Origin of the sequence: Saprospira grandis DSM 2844, from assembly GCF_000275825.1 — a bacterium.
In the GTDB taxonomy this organism is placed as follows: Bacteria; Bacteroidota; Bacteroidia; order Chitinophagales; family Saprospiraceae; genus Saprospira; species Saprospira grandis_A.
The window spans coordinates 622777-642627 of record NZ_JH719942.1; the positions used below are offsets into that span (position 1 = coordinate 622777).

General features: G+C 46.6%; 12 protein-coding genes. 5 read left to right on the forward strand and 7 right to left on the reverse strand.

Annotated features, from left to right (window positions below; translation table 11 throughout):
- Positions 1–181: 181 nt before the first annotated feature.
- Positions 182–1852, reverse strand: a complete 1671-nt coding sequence (locus SAPGRDRAFT_RS03030; RefSeq protein ID WP_002657117.1) for a hypothetical protein — start codon at positions 1850–1852, stop codon at positions 182–184.
- Between the two features lie 268 nt (positions 1853–2120).
- On the opposite strand from SAPGRDRAFT_RS03030, the gene SAPGRDRAFT_RS03035 reads away from it, so the two are divergent.
- Genes SAPGRDRAFT_RS03035 through SAPGRDRAFT_RS03045 form a run of 3 tightly spaced genes read left to right on the forward strand, consistent with a single transcriptional unit; the run spans position 2121 to position 3717 of the window.
- The gene (locus SAPGRDRAFT_RS03035; RefSeq protein WP_002657118.1) at positions 2121–2480 is read left to right on the forward strand and encodes a VOC family protein; all 360 of its coding nucleotides are present in this window, start codon (positions 2121–2123) and stop codon (positions 2478–2480) included.
- Positions 2473–3039 carry a hypothetical protein gene (locus tag SAPGRDRAFT_RS03040; RefSeq protein WP_002657119.1) on the forward strand — a complete coding sequence of 189 codons (567 nt, stop codon included), beginning with the start codon at positions 2473–2475 and terminating at the stop codon, positions 3037–3039. Before SAPGRDRAFT_RS03035 ends, SAPGRDRAFT_RS03040 begins: the two co-directional genes overlap by 8 nt.
- A 24-nt stretch (positions 3040–3063) precedes the next feature.
- Entirely contained in the window at positions 3064–3717 is a 654-nt protein-coding gene (locus tag SAPGRDRAFT_RS03045) for a transglutaminase-like domain-containing protein (RefSeq protein ID WP_002657120.1), read from the forward strand.
- A gap of 208 nt (positions 3718–3925) precedes the next feature.
- Here SAPGRDRAFT_RS03045 and SAPGRDRAFT_RS03050 read toward each other — a convergent pair whose 3' ends face one another.
- The gene (locus SAPGRDRAFT_RS03050) at positions 3926–4885 is read right to left on the reverse strand and encodes an Rpn family recombination-promoting nuclease/putative transposase (RefSeq protein ID WP_002657121.1); all 960 of its coding nucleotides are present in this window, start codon (positions 4883–4885) and stop codon (positions 3926–3928) included.
- Positions 4886–5435: 550 nt separating this feature from the next.
- Here SAPGRDRAFT_RS03050 and SAPGRDRAFT_RS03055 point away from each other — a divergent pair.
- On the forward strand, positions 5436–10301 hold the full coding sequence (locus SAPGRDRAFT_RS03055; RefSeq protein ID WP_002657122.1) for a beta strand repeat-containing protein: 4866 nt from the start codon (positions 5436–5438) through the stop codon (positions 10299–10301).
- A 570-nt stretch (positions 10302–10871) separates the two neighbouring features.
- Here SAPGRDRAFT_RS03055 and SAPGRDRAFT_RS03065 read toward each other — a convergent pair.
- On the reverse strand, positions 10872–11633 hold the full coding sequence (locus tag SAPGRDRAFT_RS03065; protein ID WP_002657123.1) for an amidohydrolase: 762 nt from the start codon (positions 11631–11633) through the stop codon (positions 10872–10874).
- Between the two features lie 204 nt (positions 11634–11837).
- Positions 11838–12290: a hypothetical protein gene (locus SAPGRDRAFT_RS03070; protein WP_253271251.1), complete on the reverse strand. Its 453-nt coding sequence runs from the start codon at positions 12288–12290 to the stop codon at positions 11838–11840.
- A 29-nt stretch (positions 12291–12319) separates the two neighbouring features.
- Here SAPGRDRAFT_RS03070 and SAPGRDRAFT_RS03075 point away from each other — a divergent pair, with 29 nt between their 5' ends.
- Positions 12320–13402, forward strand: coding sequence for a DUF3810 domain-containing protein (locus SAPGRDRAFT_RS03075; protein ID WP_002657125.1), 1083 nt, complete (start codon positions 12320–12322; stop codon positions 13400–13402).
- On the opposite strand, the gene SAPGRDRAFT_RS03080 is transcribed toward SAPGRDRAFT_RS03075, so the two are convergent.
- From SAPGRDRAFT_RS03080 to SAPGRDRAFT_RS03090, 3 genes are all read right to left on the reverse strand, one after another.
- Entirely contained in the window at positions 13399–14970 is a 1572-nt protein-coding gene (locus SAPGRDRAFT_RS03080; RefSeq protein WP_002657126.1) for a leucine-rich repeat domain-containing protein, read from the reverse strand. The two genes, SAPGRDRAFT_RS03075 and SAPGRDRAFT_RS03080, sit on opposite strands and share 4 nt — an antisense overlap.
- A 4-nt stretch (positions 14971–14974) precedes the next feature.
- Positions 14975–16048, reverse strand: a complete 1074-nt coding sequence (locus tag SAPGRDRAFT_RS03085) for a hypothetical protein (RefSeq protein WP_002657127.1) — start codon at positions 16046–16048, stop codon at positions 14975–14977.
- Between the two features lie 523 nt (positions 16049–16571).
- Positions 16572–19637 carry a M43 family zinc metalloprotease gene (locus SAPGRDRAFT_RS03090; RefSeq protein ID WP_002657128.1) on the reverse strand — a complete coding sequence of 1022 codons (3066 nt, stop codon included), beginning with the start codon at positions 19635–19637 and terminating at the stop codon, positions 16572–16574.
- Positions 19638–19851 lie beyond the last annotated feature (214 nt).

Sequence of the window (19851 nt, forward strand, 5' to 3'; positions counted from 1 at the left end):
AGGGATGGACAAGGGTGGCCGAAGGCCAGACCGAGCAAAAATGCGCAGCATTTTTTGCGAAGGGCCGAGCGAACAGCGAGCCCTGAAACAGCCCGACCCGAGCGAAGCGAGTGGGCAGCCCCAAAAAAAACGCCCCCTAGAAAAAGGGAGCGTCTAAAAAAGGAGTGAGATGGAGCTATTCCTAAGGATTTGGAATAAGCTCTTGGTAGTAAGCCTGTCTTTCACCTACGACTTGTAGTTGAAAGATTTTGGGTAAATCGGCTGTATTTAATTCTGCTTGCGCATGAGCAAAATTTTGCTGCAGCAACAATTGGCCCTGAAGGCTATACACCTCTAATTTGAGCAATTCTTTGCGGTCTTGCTCTATCTTTTGGATGCGGAGATTATCTCCTTGGCGATAGAGGGTAAAGCCTTTATTTTGTTGCCAATTTTCGACCTTTACTACTGAGTAGCTGATGTCATTTTCGGCAAAGCCGACAAACTGGAGGCGATAATAATTATTGCCTCCAAGCGGTTGTTCATCGACAAACTCATAATTTGCGTTTTGTTGAGGGTCATTTTGGGCGCTTAGGGTATAAAGGACCTCAAAGAGCATATCGTCGCCAGCGCGTTGCACCACAATTTGGTCCATATCGTACTCACTTTCTGTTTGCCACTCTAGCAAAATACCTTTTTGCGGCTCTTTTTTCGTCTTAAAATAGGCTAACTTGAGGGGTAGGCTAGCTTGAGAAACCGAATAAACATTGTAGATACGGAGCTCGGTGAGCAAGCCTAGAGTGGGAGCAGTTCTTCGGATCTCGACACGCTCTAGGGTTTTGCCTGCGGGAATATTGAGGACCAACTGAAAGCGGCCAGAGCCAGCGCCTAATAGATTTGCAGAAAGTAAGGGCGAGCTATTATCGAGTAGGCTGCTGCTGCCATCGCTATACTGTGCCATTAGGGCTAAGCCGTTATTATCCCAAAGATCGCTGCCTAAATCTAGGCCTAAATTGGCTAGAGCTGTTTCTTGGAGCTGAATAACTACTGCATCTGAGGTACCGTCGGCATCGCCTAAAAAGTCGGTATTAGGGCTAACATCCCAATCGTACTCAATATATTGGTACTCTGTACCCAAGAGGCTCAGGCCAATGTCCCAGCGCATCTGTGCATACTGAGAGTTAGGGTCATTTCCTAAGCTAGCGGCATGCACCTCATTGAAAACTCCACAACTGAGGCAAGAAGTTAGGGCCGAGCCGTTTTGGCCAGAATTTCCGGTAAATCGGCTAGCGTAGTAGCGGTCGGTAGGCATGCCCTCGATGTCATAGACTTCTAGGACAGAAGGCGTAATGCCTGCCCCCAAAGAAATTAAGGCGCCTGTTCGGATACGGATCCCGTCGATATTAGCCGTTGGAATCTGAATGAGTAAATTAAATCGAGAGCTAGCTGCATCAACCACATCCAGCTCGGCCAGAGAGGTTCCAGAGCTACCGCCATAGGTACTCACTACAGTGGTTCCATTGAGCAGCTCAATTTCTAGGCGGTCGAAAACTAGGTCATTGGCTAAAGTGCCTAAAAGACCTGCTAGAATGCTATGATCGCTAAAAGCGAGGTCCAGACGAAGTTCTGAGCCTATAGCTAAGGCTGCTGCAAAAGAATAATCTTGAGAAACATAGCCAACTGTCGAGAGAGGCAGAGCCGTGGGATCAACTAAGGCAAAGGTGCTTGTACTCGCATCAAAGGCCATTTCGGATTGACTGACAAAGCAGCCGACACAGCTCAATGAATTTTGTGTGTTGCCAGTAGATACTGGCTTTTGGGCCCAAAGAAAAAGGGGAAGGGCCAAAAAAATGAGGGGTAAGATTGGGAATTTCATATCATAGGTTTTTTGAGGTAAAAAAAACCTTGTTTTAATCATCCATTTTTGAGGTATGCATTTCTTTTACGGAAAGTTTTCAATTCTGTTTCATAAAACATTAAAAATAAATAACTTACAATTAAAAATTGTCACAAAAAAGCATTATAAATAATGCTATAAGTTGCCTAAAATGGGGGCTCAGGGATAATTTAGGCTCAAAAAAAATAATATTTAATACACATAAATTATTATTTTAAATTAAAAAAATAAAGTAACTTAAAAATACATGTCAAAACCTGCTTACATAGAGTTTGCTGCCAAAGACTTAGCGGGCACTAAAGCCTTTTTCCAGAAGGTGTTTCAATGGCGTTTTGAGGATTATGGTCCAGCTTATACGGCCTTTTTTGCGGCTAATTTTGAGGGGGGATTTTATGAAGCGCCTTTGGCTTCTTCGGTAAAATCTGGGGGTGCCCTCTTGGTTCTTTATGCCAAAGATTTGCCAGCTTGTTTGGCCCAGGTAGAGGCTGCTGGGGGAGAAATTAGCCAAGATATTTTTATTTTCCCTGGAGGGGCTCGTTTTCACTTTATAGAGCCCAGCGGCAACGAGTTGGCCGTTTGGTCAGAACAAGCCAGCCCGCATGTCTAGGGCGATTCGATACGTTTGGGACCAAAGCTGCCAAGACTACTTTTTGGCCCATATTCAATCGCATCATGGCGAGCTGATCAAGGCTTTTTATCTCTTGGTGCCCTATCTGCAAAGCATAAAAAAGGGCCAAGCCATTTTGTACTTGCGGGCGGGACATTGCCGCATTTTGCGGCAATGTCCCGATCTCGAAGAGCTGCTTTTTTCTAGCCTTGGCGAAACAGCCGAAGAGCTAGAAGAATACATCCAGTTATTTTGCCAAACTCCGCCCCCCAAAGAGCTGGCCCAGGAGCTACGGCCCTATCTCGACCGCTACCTACTGAGCTTTGAAGAAGCCCAAGATATTGCCAAAATTTACTTAAGTAAAAATCAGCCTTTGGCAAAGTTAAGCGGGCATGGACAATGGCTGCCCGAATGGCAATTGGATGCAAACCTCTACCCTATTAAGGAGCCCGTTTGGGTAATTTTTGCCCAGAAAAAAAGCAAATTTGAGGGGGCAGGAGAGTATAGTTTAGTCATCTCTTGTCGAGAAAAAAAGCTCGCTGATATTCGACTCATTTAAGTTTTACCGCTAAAATCCATCTTTATGCAAGAGCTTGCGCCCTATTTGGCCAGCAGTTATTTTATAGAATCTGACCATCCTGATATTCAGGAATTTGCAAAAAAAGTTAGTGCGCAAGCCAAAACGCCAGCCGAAAAAGTGCAGGCGCTTTACTATGCCGTTCGAGATGGCTGGCGCTACTACCCTTATCATCTTCGCCTAAAAAAGGAGGCTTTGCGGGCCAGTTATATTTTGCAAAAAGACTATGGCTATTGCGTCGAGAAATCGGTCCTTTTTGCCAGTTGCCTTCGAGCAATAGGCCTTCCCGCCCGCCTCGGTTTTGCCAATGTGCGCAACCATTTGGCCACTAAAAAAGTAGAGGAATATCTGCGGACCGACCTGATGGTTTTTCATGCCTATACCGAGGTCTTTTTGCACCATCGTTGGATCAAACTCACCCCCGTTTTCAATAAAACCCTTTGCGAGCACCTTAATGTGGCTCCTCTAGATTTTAATGGGCAAGATGAGGCCATTTTTCAAGAATCGGATAAATCGGGGCAGCCATTTATGAGCTACGAAAAAGAGTATGGCCATTTTGCAGACCTTCCGCTTGCGCTTTTTGTTCGGGAGCTCCGCCATTATTATCCTCATATTTTTGAGCAGCGGATTCAGCGCAAAGATATTATTGTTGATTTTTGATTTTTGGGGCTGCCCCGCCCTGCGGGCGGGTCGGGCTGTCTCGCAGCTCGCTATTCGCTCGGCCCTGCGCAAAATTTCGCTACGCTCATTTTGCTGGGTCTGCGGCTTCGCCGCCCTGCTGCCCATCCCTCAGCCTGCGGCCCTTCGGGCCTGTAGGACCTAAAAAAGCTTGAACCTCATCAAGGTTCAAGCTTTCTATTATTTAGGGCTAGTCCTTTAGCCAATTTTTGAGTTGTTCTAGGCTACAGCCGGTAATTTGCGCAATTTGGTCTAAGGGTAAATTAGCGGCCTGCATTTGTTTGGCCATGGCTTTTTTGGCTGCTAATGCGCCTTTTTCTAAACCTCGTTCTTCTCCTTCTTTTAGGCCTTCTTCTCGTCCTTCTTCTCGTCCTTGTTCTAGCCCTTTTTCTAAGCCTTCTTCCAAGCCCTCGGCTCTGCCTTTTTCTAGGCCCTCTTCTAGAGCGGTGTCAATTACATTTTTAATATCTCGATGCTTTTTGAGAGAGACCTCATAATTTTGGCGCTCTTCAATAGAGTAGCTGGCAATTTCGGCGGCACGGAAAAGCCCAATGAAAATGCGCTCTTGCAAAGCCGCTGGCCGATCTTCTAATTTGGCCAAATAGCGGAAAAGATAAAGCCATTTATCTTGTAGATCTTCTAGCTCATCTAGGGTTTTGGTAAAATTAGGCAGCTCGATATAAATATAGGTAAGGTCTTCAAAGAAGAGCTCTTTGTCTTGGTCCTTGAGCTGTACATATCGAATCACTCGATTATGCGGGTTGGGCTGATTGATCTTAAAATCGAGAATACAGATCGTATAAATGGGCCAGAGCTTAAAATTCCAATCGCCCCTTTCGGATTGTTCTTGAATGGGGAAAGTGCTATAAAAAATAGAGCGGTCGATGAAATGATTTTGCTTACTGCGTTGCAGCTCAATAATAAAATGCTCGCCTCGGCTGCTAGTGCAATAGATGTCAAAAATAACTTTTCGGTCCAGAAAGCTGGAGGGCAGGCGTTCGCTAGGGAGATATTCGAGGTCCTCCACCTGATGCTTTTCGGGCAGCAGCTGATTGAGAAAATGGATAAGCAGCTCCTTATTGGCGGCCTCGCCAAAAAGCTTCTTAAATCCAAAATCGGTCAGTGGATTGATATAGCGATCCTTGATCATCTTTTTTTCTTCTTTTCCCAAAATTAAGACATTTAAATGAGGTGATAAAAAAATGCAGCGCTAAAAACTGCGTATACCCCTAACTATACGAACTAAAAACCAAAAAATCAACACTTAAATGTACTTAATTTTAAATTTGGGCCAAATTTGCGGTTTTGGGGGCGCAAAGCGCCCGGCCTAGCGATGTGAAAGGGGGCGGCGAAGCCGCAGACCAAGGCCGTCAGGCCGCAGGGCCGAGCAGGCCTGCGAGCCCTGAAGCGTAGCGCCTGCCGAAGGCAGGAGGCCCCAAAAGAAAAGTCCTTTAATTTTGTTAAAAAAATGTTACTTTTTAATTTTAACATACTAAAGTTTTGGAGTTTATTGCTGAGCTATTTTTCGCCTAAAGATTTAGTTAAAAGCTAGGAACAAAGGCGCTTGCGTTAAAAATGGTACTTTTGGTGCTTTTAAAGTTTTAGTTCCCGAGGCTATAAAAAAAGTTGGCTTGGCACGAAAGTAGACTGAGAGCAATCCAAATAAAACCGACATACATACATAACTTAAACCTTAATTTATGCGATCATTTATTTATTCAGTATTAGTGCTTCTGCTCTCTTTGGGGAGTTTGGGGCAGCTACAGGCTCAGGAGAGCGATGGCTATGGCGGTCATTGGTTTTTGGGTGGTGGTGGAGGTGTTGCTTGGCAGCAGAGCGATGCTTGCACGCAATTGGGGGGTGGTTGGACCATCTACCTAGGCAAGAACATTTATTACAGTCCGAGCAGGCCCTTATCTTTAGATTTGCGGATGCGTTATATGGGGACTGTGACCTATGGGCAGGACGATCAGTTGACGGACATCAGCAACAACAACTTGTTGAATGGGCAGTCTACCTCTTTGTTTGACCCAGATTATTCGGTGAGTAATGGGGGCAGCAACTTTGTATACCACAACCACCGCACGGCTTTTAATGATTTATCATTGGAGGCGAGAATCAACTTTGAGAACCTACGTCGCAATCACAACATCTGGTTATCGCTTTATGGTGGAATTGGGCTGGGTTGGTATCGGGTAGCTTATGATCAGTTGGACCAGCGTGTTTTTTTGGATGATGAGTACATCAACCTTTATAATAGTGTAGCGGGTGATTCTAGCTTGAGTTCTTCTGAGATTGTGGACCAGCTTGTGGGGGGTCGTGATGGCGACTATGAGACCTTTACCGATGGATTTGGCGATTATGACGTCATTTTCACCCCTTCTGTAGGTTTTGAGTTGGGCTATTGGGTAACGCCACGTTTTGCGATTGGTTTTGGGCACCGAGTGAACTGGACCTTAACGGACAACTTTGACGGAGTTGTTCGGGCTGGCAACAATGAGATTCATCATTTTTCCAACTTCTTTATTCATGGTCGTTTGACGGACCATCATGAGGAGGAAGTGAAGCCTTTGCCAGATCCTCAGGCAGCGCCTCCGCAGGTCAGTTTTACGAATCCTTCGGGCAGTTCGGCCACGACCAACAACAGCAGTTATACGGTACGGGCGACAGTTCGGAACGTACGTTCGGCCAGTGACATTCGCTTTATTCAGAATGGGCAGGTGATTAACAACTTTAGTTATAGCAATGGGACTTTTCAAGTAACGATTCGATTGCAGCAGGGAGCCAACAACATCAACATTCGGGCAAACAACCCCTCTGGAACCGACCAAGATGTGGCCACCATTAACTACGAGCCTATTATTCGTCAGGATCCTCCCCCCAGCGTAGTCATTACGACTCCTTCGGCCAATCCTTATACCACAAGCAGCAGTTCTGCTAGCGTAAGAGCGACCATTCGCCATGTAAACAGCAGCAACAATGTAAGTTGTACGCTAAACGGTCAATCGGTCAATAACTTTAGCTTTAGTGGGACAAGTTTTAGCTTGAGCAATATTTCTTTGCAAAATGGCAGCAACACGGTAGTGGTATCGGCTAGTAACAATGCGGGTCAGGCCTCTGACCAGACCGTCATTATTTACAAGCAGCCTGTAAACAACAATACGAATACCCCCTATCCCCCTACCGTAAACATTACGAGTCCTTCTTCTAATCCCTATAACAGCTCGAGCAGCAGTGCGAGCGTTCGTGCGACTATTCGCAATGTTCGGAGCAGCAGCAACATCAGCTTTACGGTAAATGGTCAGGTGATTCGCAACTTTAGTTTTAGTGGAACTAGCTTTGTGGCGAGCAACATCAATTTGCAGCAAGGAAGCAATAATATTGTGATTACGGCTAGTAATAGTGATGGAAATGGTTCTGATCAGACGACTATCATCTACCAGCCAGTGCGCAATGCTACGCCTCCCACGGTAAACATCACGACACCTTCTGCCAATCCATACAACAGCAGTAATAATAATGCAACCATTCGTGCGAGCATTCGCAATGTGCGTACTAGCCGCGACATCAGCTTTACCGTAAACGGCCAGGCCTCTAGTAGCTTTAGCTTTAGCGGAACTAGCTTTGTGGCCACGGGCATCAACCTACAGCAGGGCAATAACTTTATTGTTATTTCGGCCAGCAACCAAGATGGCAATGCTTCGGATCAAACGACGATTATTTATCAGCCGCAGCGCAACCCCATGCCTCCTACGGTAAACATCACTAGCCCTTCAGCAGATCCTTATACGGCTTCTACTAATCGGGCGACTGTTCGAGCGACGATTCGGAATGTGAACAATAGGAATGATCTGCAAATGCAGGTGAATGGGCAAACGATTCGCAACTTTAGCTTTGCGGGGACCAACTTTGTGGCTACAAATGTGAATCTTCAGCAAGGTAATAATGTAGTGGTTATCTCGGCCAGCAACCCAGATGGTACAGCTTCGGACCAAACGAGCATTATCTACAAGCCGCAGCGCAACCCCACGCCTCCTACGGTAAACATCACTAGCCCTTCAGCAGATCCCTATACCTCTAACGCTAGTCAGGCAAGCATCCGCGCAACAATTCGCAATGTGAATAATAGCAGTGATGTACAAATGCAGGTGAATGGGCAAACGATTCGCAGATTTAGCCTCAGCGGCAGCAGCTTTAGCGCCAATAATGTTTCTCTACAACAGGGTAATAATGTGGTGGTGATTTCTGCTAGCAACCCAGATGGTACAGCTTCGGACCAAACGACCATTATCTACAAGCCGCAGCGAGTTCCTACTCCCCCTACGGTAGATATTACTACGCCCTCGGCCAATCCTTATAACACGCCGAGCAATACAACGACAATTAGAGCCAGTATTCAGCATGTAGATAACAACCGTGCAGTTAGCTTTAAGGTAAACGGGCAAACCGTTCGCAACTTTAGCTTTAGCGGAACTAGCTTTGTGGCTAATAATGTCCGCCTACAACAGGGTAATAATACCATTGTCGTTTCGGCCAATAACCCAGATGGCAATGCTTCGGACCAAACGACGATTATTTACAAGCCGCAGCGAGTTCCCACGCCCCCTACGGTAAATATTACGACGCCTTCAGCTGATCCTTATACAAGTACAAGCAACAGCACAACGGTAAAAGCTAGCATTCAGCATGTAGCCAGTAGCAGTAATGTTCGCTTTACGGTAAACGGACAAACCGTTCGCAACTTTAGCTTTAGCGGAACTAGCTTTGTCGCTAATAATGTCCGCCTACAACAGGGTAATAATACCATTGTCGTTTCGGCCAATAACCAAGATGGCAATGCTTCGGACCAAACTGTAGTGATCTTTAAACCACAGCGTATTCCCACTCCACCCACAGTGAAGATTACTACGCCTTCGGCAGATCCTTACAACAGCCCGAATACCAATACGCGTATCGTTGCTACAACTAGCAATATTAGCCGCAAATCAGAAATTAGCTTTAGCCTGAATAATCAGAATGTTTCTAATTTCAGCTTTGCCAATAATAGAATTACCGCTTCGGTAAATCTTAAGCAAGGAAGCAATCAAATTAGCATCAAGGTGCGCAACCAAGATGGCAGCGCTACTGATCAAACAGTGATTACCTACAAGCCAGCACCTGCACCTACAGTGAGAATTACCTCTCCTTCTGCCGATCCACATACTGTGGCCCAAAACCAAGTCGATATTAAAGCCGATGTCTTTAATGTCAATTCTGCCAATGATATCCGCTTTACGGTTAATGGCCAAACCAACCGCAACTTCCGCTTTAGCAACAATAAGTTTACGGCCCCCAATATTCGATTGAATACAGGCAATAATACCTTTGTTGTTAGTGCAACGAATGCGCAAGGCAATGCCTCTGACCAAACCGTGGTGATCTATCAAGCCGCTCCACAACCCCCAACTGTAGATATTACTACGCCCTCTAGCAACCCTTATATGGCCGCTAGCAATAGCACGACAATTCGGGCCACCATCCGAAATGTAAGCAGCAGTAGTAATGTTAGCTTCTTGGTGAATGGTAGAGCCATGAGTAACTTTAGCTTTAGTGGAACGAGCTTTAGCGCAACCAACATCCCCCTACGCCAAGGCAATAACAGCATTAGCATTTCAGGGCAAAATAGCGCAGGTACCGCTAGCGATGCCGTTACCGTGATCTATAAACCCGCTCCCACTCCAGATGTACGCAACCTCAATGTGAGCATTAGCCCCAACCTCAATAAGTGCTTCGCCGCTATTTCAGCCGAGGTCCTTAATGTGAGCAGCAAAAATGAAGTGAGCTTCCAAGTTAATGGCCGTAGAGTTTCTGACTTTACCCTAAGCGGTAGCCGCTTCAACGCCCGCCTAGATGTAAGCAATCTCGGCTCTGGCGCAATCACATTTACTGTTTCGGCACAAACTGCCGGCGGTAGCGACTCCGAAAATAAACGCGCTAGCCTAGCCGATTGCTCTAGCAATGTTTCTGGCGGAAACTCCAGTACCATCGGCGGAAATAACAATACCAAGGATCCTCGAAATTCAGGAGGAAATAATGGCGCCAATAGCCGCCCAAAACCTTCTGTTACCTTTACTAGCCCTCGTCTTGGAACGAGCTCGGTCCGTACCGTCAATGTTCGTGCAACCATCACGAATGTAGATAACCGTAGCCAAGTCCGCTTTAAGCTCAATGGCCAGAATATGTCGAACTTCCAACTCTCAGGCATCAATTTCCAAGCTAATAATATGGGCTTGCGCCCAGGGAGCAACCTGCTCGAAATTACCGCCACAAACAATAACGGAAGTACCACACAAACCTTTGCCATTACTTATAATACCGGAGGAGGAACGAGCAATACTGCCGACCGCAAAGCTGATAACAATAACCAAAATAGCGCTACCAATAGTGAATCTACGGTGAACGATAAAAAGCAAAGCAATAAGCAGACAAAAACCTCGACTAAGGACCAAAAACGTCGTGGAAGTACAACGAAAACAGAGGAAGAAAAGAAAGAAGAAGCCAAAACGCAAAAACGTCGAGGTAACTAAATTTACACTCTTTCTCTAAAATTTTGGGAGCATTGGATTTTTTCCGATGCTCCCTTTTTTATTTTCTTTTTTTTGGGGCTGCCCCGCCCTGCGGGCGGGTCGGGCTGTGTCACAGCTCGCTGTTCGCTCGGCCCTGCGCCGCCTTTGGCGGCTGGGTCTGGCCTGCGGCCACTGCTATCCATCCCTCAGCCATGGGCCCTGCGGGCCCTAGCGGCTGCGCCGCCAAGCCAAACGCTTGCCTTAGAGCAAAAAAAAAGACCCGCCCACAAAAATGCGAGCAGGTACTAACCCCTAAAAATGTATGAAGAACAAGTAGTTCAAATAGAATGGATTTTACTAAAAACCCAAAAAACACTTTTCAAAAAATCCCCCTCATAAATGACAGAATGTAGGATTTTTACACCCTACATAAAAAAAAGACCTGCCCACAAAAATGCGAGCAGGTACTAACCCCTAAAAAATGTATGAAGAACAAGTAGTTCAAATATACTATATAATAATTTATTATAGTGTATAATTTAAGTTTTTGCTCCCTCTAAGCCTCTAAATAGAATAATTCTATACAAAAGTCTATTTTGTTCTATCCTTCAAAAAAGGGAGCCGTTTCCGTATAGCTAATAATTCATCTATAGAAATCTCTATGTTTTTTATTTGCTCTTTACCTTTAAGCTGAAATAATATTTCGCCATCGGCGGCAATGAGGCTGCTATATCCAGAATAATACAAATCTGTGCCATCGGTCCCTAGCCGATTTACAGCAGCAACATAAGCTTGGTTTTCTATTGCTCGGGCCTGAAGCAGCGCCCGCCAATGTGCGCTGCGTTTATCGGGCCAATTGGCCACATAAATGGCCAAATCGTAGTTATCCTCTTGGCGGTTTCGGTTCCAGACCGGAAAGCGAAGATCATAGCAAACAAAAGGGCAAATCCGCCAGCCTTTATAGGCAATGATAATTTTTTCTTGGCCGGCCTCATAGTGTAGATCTTCTTGGGCCATCGTAAATAGATGTCTCTTATCGTAGCAAAGATAATCGCCTGAAGGAGGCATCCAAACAAAACGATTATAGTACTTTCCGTTTTCTTCAATAATGAGACTGCCCGCCAAAACCGTCTCCAATGCTTGGGCTTTTTGCTGCATCCATTGCATAGCGGGCCCCATCATGGGCTCGGCCAGCTTTTGGGGCTGCATACTAAAGCCCGTTGTAAACATTTCGGGCAAGATGATTAAATCGCTTTCTTTGGGGGCCAAAGGCGCCAAAAGTTGGTCAAAATGGGCCAAATTGGCCAAGGCATCTTCCCAATGCAAATTTGCTTGGACTAAGGTGATATTCATAAGCTGATGTTTTATGCAAGATAATTTGGCCCTCTGCGGCGGACAGGCGGCGAAGCCGCCGCAGGCCTAGCGATGTGCAGCAGTGGCCCAAAGGGCCAGACCGAACAAAACGAGCCTTAGCGAAGTTTTGTGAAGGGCCGAGCAGACCTGCGAGCTGCAGAACGTAGCGCCGACGAGCGAAGCGAGGCGGAGGCCCCAAAGTCATTAGAAAGTAGCCAACTGCCGCTTGTACATTTTCCAAACCACCCAAAAGTAATACAAAAGAGGAAGGGCCAGCCCCAAGGCAAAATAGCCCCAAAAAGCAGGCGTTTCTACAGCGATATACTGCCCCAAAACCCACTGAAAGCTGTAGCTGGCATAGGCCAAGAGGCCCAAGAGTAGGAGGGCCGAAATGCTCATCATTAGGCCCCTAGAGAAGCGCCATAGTTGTAGTCCTCTGGCCTCGTTTTTTGTGGCCACCTTATCGCTAAACTGTAGTAATTTTTGGCGGATATACAAGAGGAGGGGGAGCGGAAAAATGGGCAAAAGGAAGCCCGCCAAGGCAAAAATGCCGCCTAGGTAAATCAAGCCCAAGAAAAAGGCTTTGAGCGCCAAAAGGAAATCCATAACTTGAGTATTATTGCTAAAGGGCGCCAGACAGCCCCAAAATGAGTTCATTTTAATTAGTTGTCCAAAATATAGAAAATATGCGGTTTTTCCTGAAAAACTATTTCTCTTTCCTGCTTGGTCTCTTGGCCCTTTTGCTAAGAATTTTTTGGGGATTTTTTCCGGCTCATTGCGAGACCTACTACGCTAGAGGCCTTTTTTTATGGATCCGCCAAGGGCTAGACCTCCTTTTTTCGCCCCTACCATTTGCGGCTTTCTATTTATTTTGGGCCAGTTTTTTTATTTGGGCGGCCTATCGGATTTGGGCTAGTTTTCGGGCCAGGCCTTTTGGGGGTTGGCGAGCATTTTTAGGCTTGCAAGTTCGGGCCACGGCTAATTTTACAGGCCTAATTGTCAGTCTTTTTTTGGGCCTTTGGGGCTACAATTATGCAAGGATTCCCTTAGAAGAACAGCTTAGCTTGGCCGTTCGTCCGCTCAGCCAAGAAGAAATGCGGGCCGAAGGGGCTCGGATACTAGAAGCGGTGGCCCAAGCCCGGGCTGAAATTGGTCCATTAGATAGTTTTGCTTTAGATAGTGCCATTTTGCCCAAAGATCTAGTGGCACATCTGCGTACTTGTTTGGAGGCTGAGCTGGCCAAACTGGGCTATCCGCATCGGGCAAATTTTAGGTTGCGGGCCTTGCAGCCCAAGGGCTTGGGCTATGGCTTTAATGCCTCGGGGTTTTATTGGCCCTTTACGGGAGAAGCGCATATAGAGTCGGCTTTGCACCCTTTGCAACAGCCCTTTACGATTGCGCATGAACTGGCCCATGGCTATGGCTTTGGCGATGAGGCCAGTTGTAATTTTTTGGCCTATTTGGCTTGTCAGGCCTCGCCCAATGCCTTTATCCGTTATACGGGCCAACTGGCCTATTGGCGCTACATTTTCTCGGAGTTAAAATATAGTGACTATGGCTATTATCGCTATCTGCGAGCGCAAATTGATCGAGGAGTGCATCAAGATTTGGCCGCTATTTATGCTCAGATGGGGCCCTACTTTGAGTTTGTTCCGGGCCTACATGGCATTGCCTACGAAACCTACCTGCAAATGCAAGGCGTAGAAGAGGGTTTGGCCTCCTATGACCGCATGGTTTTATTGGTCTATGCCTGGGAAAAGCAACACTAATCGAGTAAATATTGTAATTCTGGCCCAAAATGCGCCTTAATCTGCTTTTTTACGCCTTCTTTGGCCGCCCGATGCAAATAGAACCGAAGCTCTCGCAATTGCTTGAGTTCTAAAAAGCTGCTGGGCAATTCTAAGGAGGGACTATAGACCGAGAAGCTCTGATAAAAGGAAAGTCGCTGCAAGTTGGGCAGGCCGCCCCAATTTTCTGGAAACTCCTCTAAGAGATTATAGGAGAGGTCCAAATCCTCTAAATTGGGCAAATCGAATAGGCAGGCAGGCAGGGCCGTAAGGCTACAATTTTTTAAGGACAAGGCCCGCATATTCTTGAGCTGGCCCAAAATATGGAGCCGCTCTCGGTCGATCTGCTGTGCACCTTTAGATAACTCTTCGGTTTGTTTGTAGTAACTCCCCACAAAACCAATTCGGCACTGACTAAGGTCCAAAATCTCAATATCAAAATCGGCAATTTCGGTGGGAAGATGCTCTAAATACTGCCCAGAAAGGTCCATCGTTTTGGCCTCTTCCTGATAGAAATGAGCCAATAAGCGCCGTTTTTGTTCCGAATCCTCGCTATAGCGGAGCAAAAAAGCCAAGCCCTCTTTATTCTGCTCAAAAGCCAGGGCCGCCATGGCCAAGGGCTGTTCTAAGGGGAGGCGTTGCCCTGCAGGCAGCTGCAGCTCACTAAAATGGGGGTAATTATGAAATGGCGTATAGGCTTTGAGGCTCTGAGAGGGTCGTTTGTAGTTGGCCAGGCCTAGTTGCCGCAACTTTGGAGCTTGGCAAAATTCTTCGGGCAAGGCCAAGCCTCTTTGCAAATTCACCTGACAGCTGCCCGTCAGTTCTAAGGCTTCTAGCTCAGGGAGTTGGGCCAAAAAGCTAGGAAATTGCTTGAGGTTATTTCGGCCTAGCTGTAGGCGCTTGAGCTGCTTTAGCGAAAGCAAGGCCTTGGGCATTTTTTTCAATTGATTGCCCGATAGCTCTAGGACTTCTAGCTGCTCTAGCTTGGCAATTTCTGGAGGAAGACGGCGCAAAAAATTATCATTGAGCCGAAGATGCCGAAGGTTTTTATAGGCCAAAACGGCCATGGGAAACTCTTCTAGGCCTGCCTGAGAAAGATCGATCAAATTGCCCTTTTGGCAAAAGCTCAGATCTGCATCGGATTTTCTGCCCCCATCCAATAAATAATAGGCTCCCAGTTTGTGGTCCTCATAAAGCCATTCGGCCAATAGCTTGGCCGGCAGATCGGCCTCGGCCTCGCAAAGATGAAGCTGCTGGGCCAAGGTCTTTTCCTGAGAAGATAAAAGGAGCGATCGGCTAATCTGCTGCCAGTAAAAATCCATCACGCCAGAAGCGGCTAGCCTCGGATTGGCCCGCAGCAAACGCTCGGCAGTATCGGCAATGGCCGAAGTGGGCGCAAACTGATAGACATAAAAAAGAGCGGCCCGCAGCTGGGGAGACTGCGGCCCTTCCGCCAAAAGGCTAAAGGCCAATTCTACATTTTCGGGCTGCGAGCTCCGCAGCAGCAGTAATAAATTGGCCAGTTCGTCGGCAGTAAATCGATTGGGCATATATTTATTTTTGAGGAGCCTGGGGCGCCTCCGTCACTAAGAAAAAGTCATATGGACGTAGCAGCTTTTGCAAGACGAGATTCTGGGCCAAATAAAAATGATCCTCATCCCGATCGACAAAATATCGAATGATGCGCTCGCGCAAGCCCGGACGGCCATCACCACGGTCATAAGAAGGGTTAATGACCGGATAAATACTCAATTGCTCCTTTTTCCCTCCCTTAAATTCATATCGCAATTGGGCAAAAGGAACCGTTTTTATTATAGAGTCGCGCAAAGGCGCATCATAAATTAAACGCTCGGCCCCCATGAATTCCATTTCTTCCAAATAGGCCGAAATATACTCCTTTTTCAACTGCCCCTGGGCTACATCCTCTCCATTGGGCATCTGGTATAAAGGACGCAATTTATAGTCCTCTCCCCCATTACAATCAATATGAAAAGAATAGGGGCGCTGCTCTGGCGAGTAATATTCCATCTCTAACCAAGCAATTTTTTGGGGGTTGAGGCGCAACATGGCCTTATCTCTCAATGCCTTTTCTCTACAAGTGTAGCGGGTATCAATACTGCCCGAAAACTTAGGCAAATAGACCATATAAGGCACCTCAGCACCTTCCATGACGGCAAAAGTAGCCTGCCCAGCATCGGCAGGGCCACCAATGTAGTAGGTCCGCATTTTTTTATCTTGCTGATTGTACAACTCTACCTTGATGCCAATACTTCCAATCCCCTTGAGGACCGAATTGACAGAAGGCGCAGGCACTCGGTTTCTGGCCCGTAGCTTTTCTATGGTCTCTATCAAGTTATTAAAGGCATTGGGACTAGGCCGAAAAACCTTGCCCGTTGCCTGATTGGTATAGGTCCAGCTGCCATCCGATTGCTTTTCAAACAAAGCCTGATTGCCCTGCTTATCGGCCAAAAATATTTTATGCAAAACCTCCCGAGCATTTTCTACCGCAAATTGCGTATGCTCTACCTCTGCAAAGCTATCTTTGTACTCCTTTCTCCCTTGCCAAAGCCAATAGACCAAGCCCAATAAGATCATTAAAATAATGGCTAGTATTCCAATCCGTTTCATGTTTCATTTTTTATATAAGCTCCAAAGATAAGCAGCCTAAGGGAAATCTAAAATCTAAATAGCGGCCTTCTCTTTTTCTTAATTTTTTGGGGCTGCCCCGCCCTGCGGGCGGGTCGGGCCATTTCGCAGCTCGCAGGTCTGCTCGGCCCTGCGCGGGCTGCGCCCGCTGGGTCTGCCGCCTTTGGCGGCCCTGCTACAGCCCCTCAGCCGCGGGCCTTCGGCCCTTTGAAGCGGTATGGCTACGCCATAATATATTGATGAGGTCCAAATCTGCGCCCTACAGGCGCGAAGCGCCGCAGGCTGAGGGATGGACAAGGGGGGCCGAAGGCCAGACCGAGCAAAAATGCGCAGCATTTTTTGCGAAGGGCCGAGCGAACAGCGAGCCCTGACAACCAGCCCCAAAGGGGCGCCAGTTCGACGAAGTAAACAGCCCGACCCGAGCGAAGCGAGTGGGCAGCCCCAAAAAAAACAGCCCAACAAAACTGTTGAGCTGTCTATTTAATGATCAAGCAGTAGCTGCCTATTATTGTTTGACAAAGCGGCGGTGGTAATTTTGCCCACCTTGCTGAATGCGCAAGAAGTAAATGCCGGCGGCCAAATCTTGAAGCGGGAACTGGAATTGGTTCTCTCCCTCACTCACGCTCACTCTTCTTGGAGGCGTAATTTGTCGGCCCAAAGCGTCTACAATTTCAATTTGGATCTCGCTATTATAGTAACTATAAAATAGGAGGTTAATTTGTTCTCGGGCGGGGTTGGGCTGTAGGCGAATGGTCTCTAGGCTGTTGCGGCGTATGTCTAGCACACGGACCGAAGAGTAGTGGGTGCTGCCATCATCAAAATGCTGCAAGAGGCGATAATAATTATAGCCATTGAGCGGCTGTGCATGAATTTTTTGATAGCTAGCGGCTTGGCCTTCTGCGGTAATTTGGAAAAGGTCTTCAAAGTCAATTCCATTTGCAGAATGCTGTAGGCTAAAGCTATTGCAGCCTTCCTCCGAAGCTGTTTCCCAGCTTAATAGCGCCTGATCTCCGGTTCTTTTGGCCTCAAAAGAGAGTAGATTATTAGAGAGCAAAGTGGGATTGGGATCGCCAAAGCCAAAGCCAGAAAAGCCCGTACTAAAGTTAGCGGAAAGTGTTATGCCATTGGCGCCAAAGCTGCCTAGAGTTGCTGGAACATACTCAATATTATAGCTGGCATAATTGCCGGGCGTCACATCTGAAATTGGATTATTGGCTACCTTAATAATTTTGAGATCGGCTCTTGTTTTTCCCGTGGCGGCCTCCCAATCGGCAATTTCTGTTTCTGTAAAATAGAAAGTTGCGTTATAGGTTCCTGAAGCATTATTGCTAGATGGATTTAGGTAGAACGTTTTGGCCATTAGGGCATTGGCTGCAAGCAAATCGATAAAAGGAGCGGTAGGTCCAGCATTACTAGCCGTAGAGCGATCTAGCTCTAGGGTGGTGCAGCCATAATCCCAAGCCGAAGTATTTTCAATGCTTCCCATGACATTAGAAGTAGCGGGATCGTAGAAATACACCATATTGTTTGGGCCAAGGGGAAGATCATCATTATTGGCCGTATTTACGGCCTCTTGGATATCCGTATTAAAGTTGGCCTGCAAAAGGATATTGTCTAGGGCCATACCATACATCCAGCTGCCGCCATCACTATACTCAAAGCGAAGCATAAGGTTATTTTGGCCAAGGTAAGCATCTAGGTTGCTATTGATCGTTACCCAAGGCGTGATCCGGAGGCCATTTCCACCATTTGTGCTAGTATTGCTTAGCGTTAGGAGGGGGAGAAAGGGACCAGCGGCGCCATTGGTAGAAATAGATACAATTCCAGTTTCAGGCGCTTCGTCGGCAAAGGCATGATCAAAGCTAAAGGTTGTAGAATTGGCATTTTGCAGACTAAAGGCAGGAGAAAAGAGGTAATCTGCAGACTTATCGCAGGCATTGCAGCCATCATCATTGGTATAGGCAATAGTTGTTGCATTGCTATTGTCGATGGTCCAATATTGACTAGAAGCTGTAGCGGCAGTGCCTAAAGCAAACATGTCGGCAGGTGTATTTCCAGAGGTAGTAAATCCGCCAGCACCAGATTCAAAGTCTACGTTGATGATATCGACCAATTGGTTGGCCATAGGCGCATAATCGTCATCTTGGACCGTAAATACATGTTGGCGATTATCGGTTGTTGTAATTGCGGCATCGCCTACAGTACTTAGATTCATATCGATAGTAAAGTCTTCTGTTGCTTCAATAACACCATCATTATAGATACGAACCGTTAGGGTTTGCGTAGTTTGTTGGCCGGCTAAAAAAGTAACTGAGCTAGGGAAAAAGTCATAATCTTCGCCTTGGGTGGCTGTTCCAGAAGGGACAAAAGTAATGATGGCATCATCAGAAGGAGGAAGAGCGATATTGAGGTCTAGGGTAAACTCCTGAAAATTACAATCGGTCCCTTCGGTTACTACTGTTTGGTCCAAATCAAAGGCAATAGTTGGGGTTGGAGGCGCACATTTGGTAGAGCTAGCTAGTTCCATCCGACGAGGCGAGTTATTCATGACCACGACCATCCTTGCTTTTTGGTCGGCGGTAAAGTTATTCATACAAGCATCATTGGAATAATCCATATAGTTCTCAATCAAATCTGTAGTGCTACAAGAAACATGGCCCGTAGGGCAACCATAGTTAGCATCATCTGATTCGGGAGTATCTGCACAAAAGTCATCTAAACTACAATCTCCATCGCCCCAGATATGCCGAAGGCCAAGCCAGTGGCCCACTTCATGAGTAGTTGTTCGGCCCAAATCGTAGGGTGCGCTATAGGTTCCGCCGGGTGCAATAGCCGAAGAGCCGAAGGCACTAAAAGACATAATTACCCCATCGGTATTTGCGGCACCGCCAGAAGCCGTTAGGCCGCCTAATCCAGAGGCATCTGGAAATTGGGCATAACCGAGAATACCCCCCATTCCACCACCAAAGCGGCAGGTCCACATATTTAGGTATAGAGTAGGGTCCCATTGCGTAGAAGGTTTTAGCGTGCCTTCAATGGAGGCATTGGTGTTCCAGCTTGCCTGTCCCAAATCTACCCGGTTAATCCCATTAAAAGGGTTACCTGCTTCATCATATTGGGCCATACAGAACTCGATCTCCACATCGACCCCAGCCCCATCGCCGGGGGTGCCTGCCAATTTGCGGAAGTCCTCATTCATCACTTGGATTTGTGACAAAATTTGGGCGTCAGAAATATTTTCGTCTGTGCCCACAGGATCGCCATTATGAATAACATGCACCACCACGGGAATTCTATAGACCACTGATTTGGCTCCGCCTCTAGCGGCCTTTTGTTTGTATTTGGCTACTTTGGGAGCGAGCCAGCGTTCAAAATCTTCTACATAATTTGTATTGAGCTGTTTACGCATGCGTTCAGCTTCCATTTCAACGGTGGCGCAGCGAATATGGCCAGAGGGCGTGCGTTGAAAACTAGTTTGATTTTGGGCAGCTCGGGGCGCATTGGCTGGTTTTTGAGCCAAAAGACCTGTAGTCAGTCCAATAAAAAGAAGTAGTGTATAGAGTAATTTCATGAACGTTGGTTTTGGTTAGACGATTAAATTTTGCTAATTTTTTGACTTAAAAAAAAGGCCTAAATCACCTAAGTGGAGAAATTTAATTCAAAAAAATGCACTTATTCAAATATATAATTTTGAATAATTCGTTAAAACAAAAAACTAGCGCTCAAAACAAAGCCCTAGCCATTTTATAAATGGCTAGGGCTTTGTTTTGTTACATCTTTTACGT